This window comes from Desulfosporosinus sp. I2 (genome assembly GCF_000960765.1).
Classification (GTDB): domain Bacteria; phylum Bacillota; class Desulfitobacteriia; order Desulfitobacteriales; family Desulfitobacteriaceae; genus Desulfosporosinus.
Map to the genome: position 1 here is coordinate 1 of NZ_JYNH01000230.1, position 4,212 is coordinate 4,212.

The 4,212-nt window shown below is 42.3% G+C and carries 5 protein-coding genes and 1 riboswitch; of the genes, 4 read left to right on the plus strand and 1 reads right to left on the minus strand.

Features of this window, described 5'->3' with window-relative positions:
• The first annotated feature begins 263 nt into the window (after nt 1-263).
• Together UF75_RS28780 and UF75_RS24915 are read left to right on the plus strand one after the other, a co-directional pair.
• Nucleotides 264-419: a hypothetical protein gene (locus UF75_RS28780; RefSeq protein ID WP_156146615.1), complete on the plus strand. Its 156-nt coding sequence runs from the start codon at nt 264-266 to the stop codon at nt 417-419.
• Nucleotides 420-734: 315 nt separating this feature from the next.
• On the plus strand, nt 735-1,664 hold the full coding sequence (locus tag UF75_RS24915) for a hypothetical protein (RefSeq protein WP_045577214.1): 930 nt from the start codon (nt 735-737) through the stop codon (nt 1,662-1,664).
• Between the two features lie 244 nt (nt 1,665-1,908).
• On the opposite strand, the gene UF75_RS27785 is transcribed toward UF75_RS24915, so the two are convergent.
• Nucleotides 1,909-2,100: a DUF1540 domain-containing protein gene (locus UF75_RS27785; protein WP_348983104.1), complete on the minus strand. Its 192-nt coding sequence runs from the start codon at nt 2,098-2,100 to the stop codon at nt 1,909-1,911.
• A 714-nt stretch (nt 2,101-2,814) separates the two neighbouring features.
• A riboswitch (cobalamin riboswitch) is annotated at nt 2,815-3,003 on the plus strand.
• 207 nt (nt 3,004-3,210) lie between these two features.
• Between UF75_RS27785 and UF75_RS24920 the strand changes: the two genes are divergently transcribed.
• Together UF75_RS24920 and UF75_RS24925 are read left to right on the plus strand one after the other, a co-directional pair.
• Nucleotides 3,211-3,996: an energy-coupling factor ABC transporter permease gene (locus tag UF75_RS24920; protein ID WP_045577215.1), complete on the plus strand. Its 786-nt coding sequence runs from the start codon at nt 3,211-3,213 to the stop codon at nt 3,994-3,996.
• Nucleotides 3,993-4,212 (plus strand): energy-coupling factor ABC transporter substrate-binding protein (locus tag UF75_RS24925; RefSeq protein ID WP_045577216.1); only part of this gene is annotated, 220 nt, incomplete at its 3' end. The genes UF75_RS24920 and UF75_RS24925, both read left to right, overlap by 4 nt.

Consider the following 4,212-nt stretch of genomic DNA (forward strand, 5'->3'; position numbering starts at 1 on the left):
TAAGTTTTCCATACCACAGCTTGACGAATACGCTTCATTTATTTATAGCGGTGGCTTTGATCGGGTGCGAGATTAATCTCCTACATGCGTCTGGGGCTTCTCTACGGCAATACGCTTGTCGGATTTAGCGGCTTTGCAATGGGGTACCTTCCTTACACCCTTTTCCGAAAGCCCATGAAGCTTGGCTTAAGTCAACGATCTTAATTCACCAAGTCTACAATTGGCCTGAGCTTATAACCGGAAACCTGAGGGGGCAGCATGTTGTGGGTGTCATTTATTCTGTACTCCTGCTGGCGATACTCATTTGGGCGATACGCACTTCGGCTCGTGTCATGCATATTCCAGTAAAAACAGTGCTAAACCGGAATACAGAGTCTATCCAGTTGTCCTTAGATGTGGTAGAGACAGAGGGCGTCTAGAGTTTTGTGTAATGGTTATAATTACCATTAATGAATTGACCATTTATGCAAGATGTTAAAAGTCAGTTAGCCCGTCAAGTAGCCCTATTGTGTAAGACTGCAGAAGGTTTCTTTAAAACGAACTCTCCAAGAGATTCTTGAAACAGAATTGCGTGAGCATCTTGGCTACGAGAAGACAACGCTCTAACACCCCTTCGAGGCAAATTGGGGGTATTATTTCACGTTGCAGTAAGTTGAACTTACTGTAACGTAAACATAAAAGAGTTGCGCACAACTTTAGAATTGTGGGTAGTATAATAATGGAGGTGGACAATTATGCTAACAACCTTTGGATTTATTACGCCTATGACAGCAGGTATAGATGAAACAGGCAAAATAATCGAAACTTCAACGGCAACTATTGTCTTCACTTTACAAGGGAAAGGCAAGGGGCAAAAAGGATTGCTTACTGTACCTGCATTAAAGCCTGGGGGAATTTTCAACCAGGATAAGGACAAATCACAGAACAACGTAAACGCAACCGGAAATACAGGCAACAAGAATTGGCAAGTGGTTGCCAGAACGCGGAGGGTGCAAGGTACTATACTTAAACTTGCGGTGACTTCGGATGAGCTGAAATCTATCGTTCTCCAAGTGACAAAAAATATCCAGCTACCGAATGACCCAGCGGATAGCTACTACGAGGCAGGACAAACCCTGGAAATCATATTTAATGAATCCCTGAAAAACGCAGGCAGTTTCCAAGAGAGGCTCAAGCAAGGGTCGGATTTCGTAGTTACCGTCGCCCAGTACGCTATCCCTCCTGACGGCAAGGTTGTACTTGGAGCCTATTTAAAAGATACACTTTATATGCAAAACGGCAAGTACTACGATTCACAAGGCCAAGAACAGGACATTCTGCCATCGTCAGACCTACAGTTCCTTACGAAACCACAAGATGTTGTTCCTGTTGACTTGGAAATCACCAAAAATGACCAGAAAAGTGTTGACGAAGGGCATTCTCCCTGGCAACTAGACCCTGTCCAAGTAACGATGACATATGTCAGCTTAAGGATTTCTCCGAACGGAGTTAAAGGTGAATTTCCAGTCAAGTGGGAAAACCTGAGGGCTATCCAAAATACTCAGAAGGTAGCCATTATTGAGGTGGAGGGAGATAGCACCCCAATACGAAAAGTGTACCTGAAACGTTTGGTGAAACAAGACAATACAGGTATTTGGTCGGTAGTAGGTTACGACCCAGCCTAAAGCGAGCAGATTTCGGTAAAATAACTGCAACCAACCTGTCATTAACTCAATCCTGGGCTTTTCTTTTACGGCCTGGGGTTTGTTTTTGTCAGCAGTATCAATTATGCTGTGGGCTCCGCGTCAATAACGGTTTAATTAAATTTACTGTGGAAAAACGGCTATATGTGAGCCATAGGACTTTCAGTATAAAAATGCGCAACAACCCACTCAGGCTGTTACGCATACTTTAAAATTATTGGTCGGATTAGGATTTTTTCGCCTTTGGAACGAATGTTTCACAAGCAGTGTCGTCAGAAATACTAACAACATGTTCTGTTGTATTAGACCTGACTTCAATTGTAGATGCTTGGCAAAGGTCGCTACTGTTATAATAACACTCTTCTACTCTGCATTTAATATTGGACATATTATCTCTCCTCCTTTCAGATAAGATCATTATAATTTTAGCTTTTTTATGTGTTTTTATACAAACAGTGTTGTTGATTAACTCAAACGCGGAACATGCTGTGCGAAACAAACTGAGCGAACATTGCAGGATTCATCAGTGAATGCCGATCGGGGTTGAAAGCTATCTTGACTTGCATTTTGCCAATACATATAATCGAGAAATTGTCAAGTGTTTGCTAAGCCGTCATTATGAAGTGTCAATGTGTTTGCTAGCCCGACAAAATGGCAACCCCACACACGTGGAGTACGTGGTTAGTTTGAAAACACTCACAGATTGAAAGGCGCTTGTGGTGCGGGTTTTAGGAATGATGGGGCTGGAAAATAGGTAATATTTTCAAGTAAGTGGGACGAGGTACGTCCCTGGGAACGTTTTTAAACGGTCTGAGTTAGACGGTTTTGAGGTAGGGTGCGCACGCGAGAACATATTTGATATGTAAATATTTGCAATTAGTTGGTGATTTTTGCCGCAAATATTTGCGCTCGGCCTAAAGGGAACCAGTCAACAAGTTAAATGAATATGAACTGTCTCTCGCTTTGTTAGTTTTTCAGCATGTAATAATTGTTTATTCGGCAGGAATATTTAGGAAATGTATGGCATGTTACGTATAGTGCAGTTGTAGATGTGTTAGGAGTTCTTTTGGTTATCTTTTGACGTTGTTTTGGTACTATACAAACTTCTTGCTTCATGTTACTATAAAAGACAATTAAATATATAGGGATAAGTGATTCTTTCTTGAGGGGAAGAATTGAAAAGGGAAGTCAGTTAAGCTGACGCGGCGCCCGCCACTGTAATAGGGAGTTAACTCACATAATGTCACTGGGATAAATCCGGGAAGACGTGAGTTGGTGAAGATCTTGAGCCAGGAGACCTGCTTATTTCTAAGTCTAAACTACCTACGGGAATGTTAGGGAGGTTGATATTTGTGTCTTCAGGACTACTGTTGTTACCTGATACCAGTTAAACTTTTTACCCTTCTATGTGGTAAAAGGTTTTTATTTTTTTATATCTTAAAATCTAAGACTGAATAATAGAAGGTTTTCCCGGACACGCGCCCGCTGTTCCATAACGCCCAAAAATGAAAAGGAGTCGATTATTATTATGGACCTACGTAAGATTAAGAATATCGGTTTATTAATCGCTTACATAATTGCTGTCTATATCGTCTTTCCTAATAATGCTTATGCTATGCATATTATGGAAGGATTCTTGCCCTTTAACTGGGCCGCCTTCTGGTGGATTGTTATGATTCCGTTTGTTATTGCTGGGGTACGTTCCATTAAGAAAACAGTGACTCTCCATCCCAGTTTAAAGATGCTGCTCGGTATGGCCGGAGCCTTTGCTTTTGTCTTGTCAGCCCTGAAAATTCCGTCGGTAACTGGTAGTTGTTCGCATCCGACAGGCGTAGGTCTAGGTACCATTCTGTTCGGACCTTTAGCGATGACCGTCTTGGGTATGATTGTCTTAGTCTTTCAAGCCCTTCTAATAGCTCATGGTGGAATAACGACCCTCGGAGCAAACACGTTTTCTATGGGGATTGTGGGACCTTTTGTCTCTTATGGTATCTATAAGGGTTGTAAGAAATTGGGAGCTCCCCTGTGGCTATCGGTTTTTCTATCAGCTACTTTAGGGGATCTAATGACCTATATTACAACATCTTTCCAGTTAGGGCTAGCTTTTCCCGCTGCTTCGGGCGGAGTGATGGCTTCCGCACTAAAATTCATGAGCATCTTTGCGTTCACTCAGCTTCCCTTAGCCATAAGCGAAGGCATCCTTACTGTTTTGGTCATTAATATTCTTAGTGCTTACAGTCAAAAAGAGCTGCAATTTTTAGGAGTATTTACTGGAAAAGAGTTACCTACCCGAAAACAGGGGGTGAAAGCATGAAACCGATTGCCAAGAATGGGATATTACTGTTAATTGTAGTTTTACTGGCCTTTGGTCCCCTTTTTCTGGCACGCAATGCCGAATTCGCCGGAGCTGATCAACGAGCCTCAGCAGCTATCAGTACGCTCGCTCCCAATTATGAATCTTGGTTTAAACCCTTATATGAACCGCCGAGCGGAGAAGTCGAAACTTTCTTGTTTGCCCTGCAGGCAGCCA

Coding starts and splice junctions, on each gene's coding strand:
- UF75_RS24915 (WP_045577214.1), top strand. CDS start 735: ATGCTAACAACCTTTGGATTTATTACGCCTATGACAGCAGGTATAGAT.
- UF75_RS27785 (WP_348983104.1), bottom strand. CDS start 2,100: ATGATCTTATCTGAAAGGAGGAGAGATAATATGTCCAATATTAAATGC.
- UF75_RS24920 (WP_045577215.1), top strand. CDS start 3,211: ATGGACCTACGTAAGATTAAGAATATCGGTTTATTAATCGCTTACATA.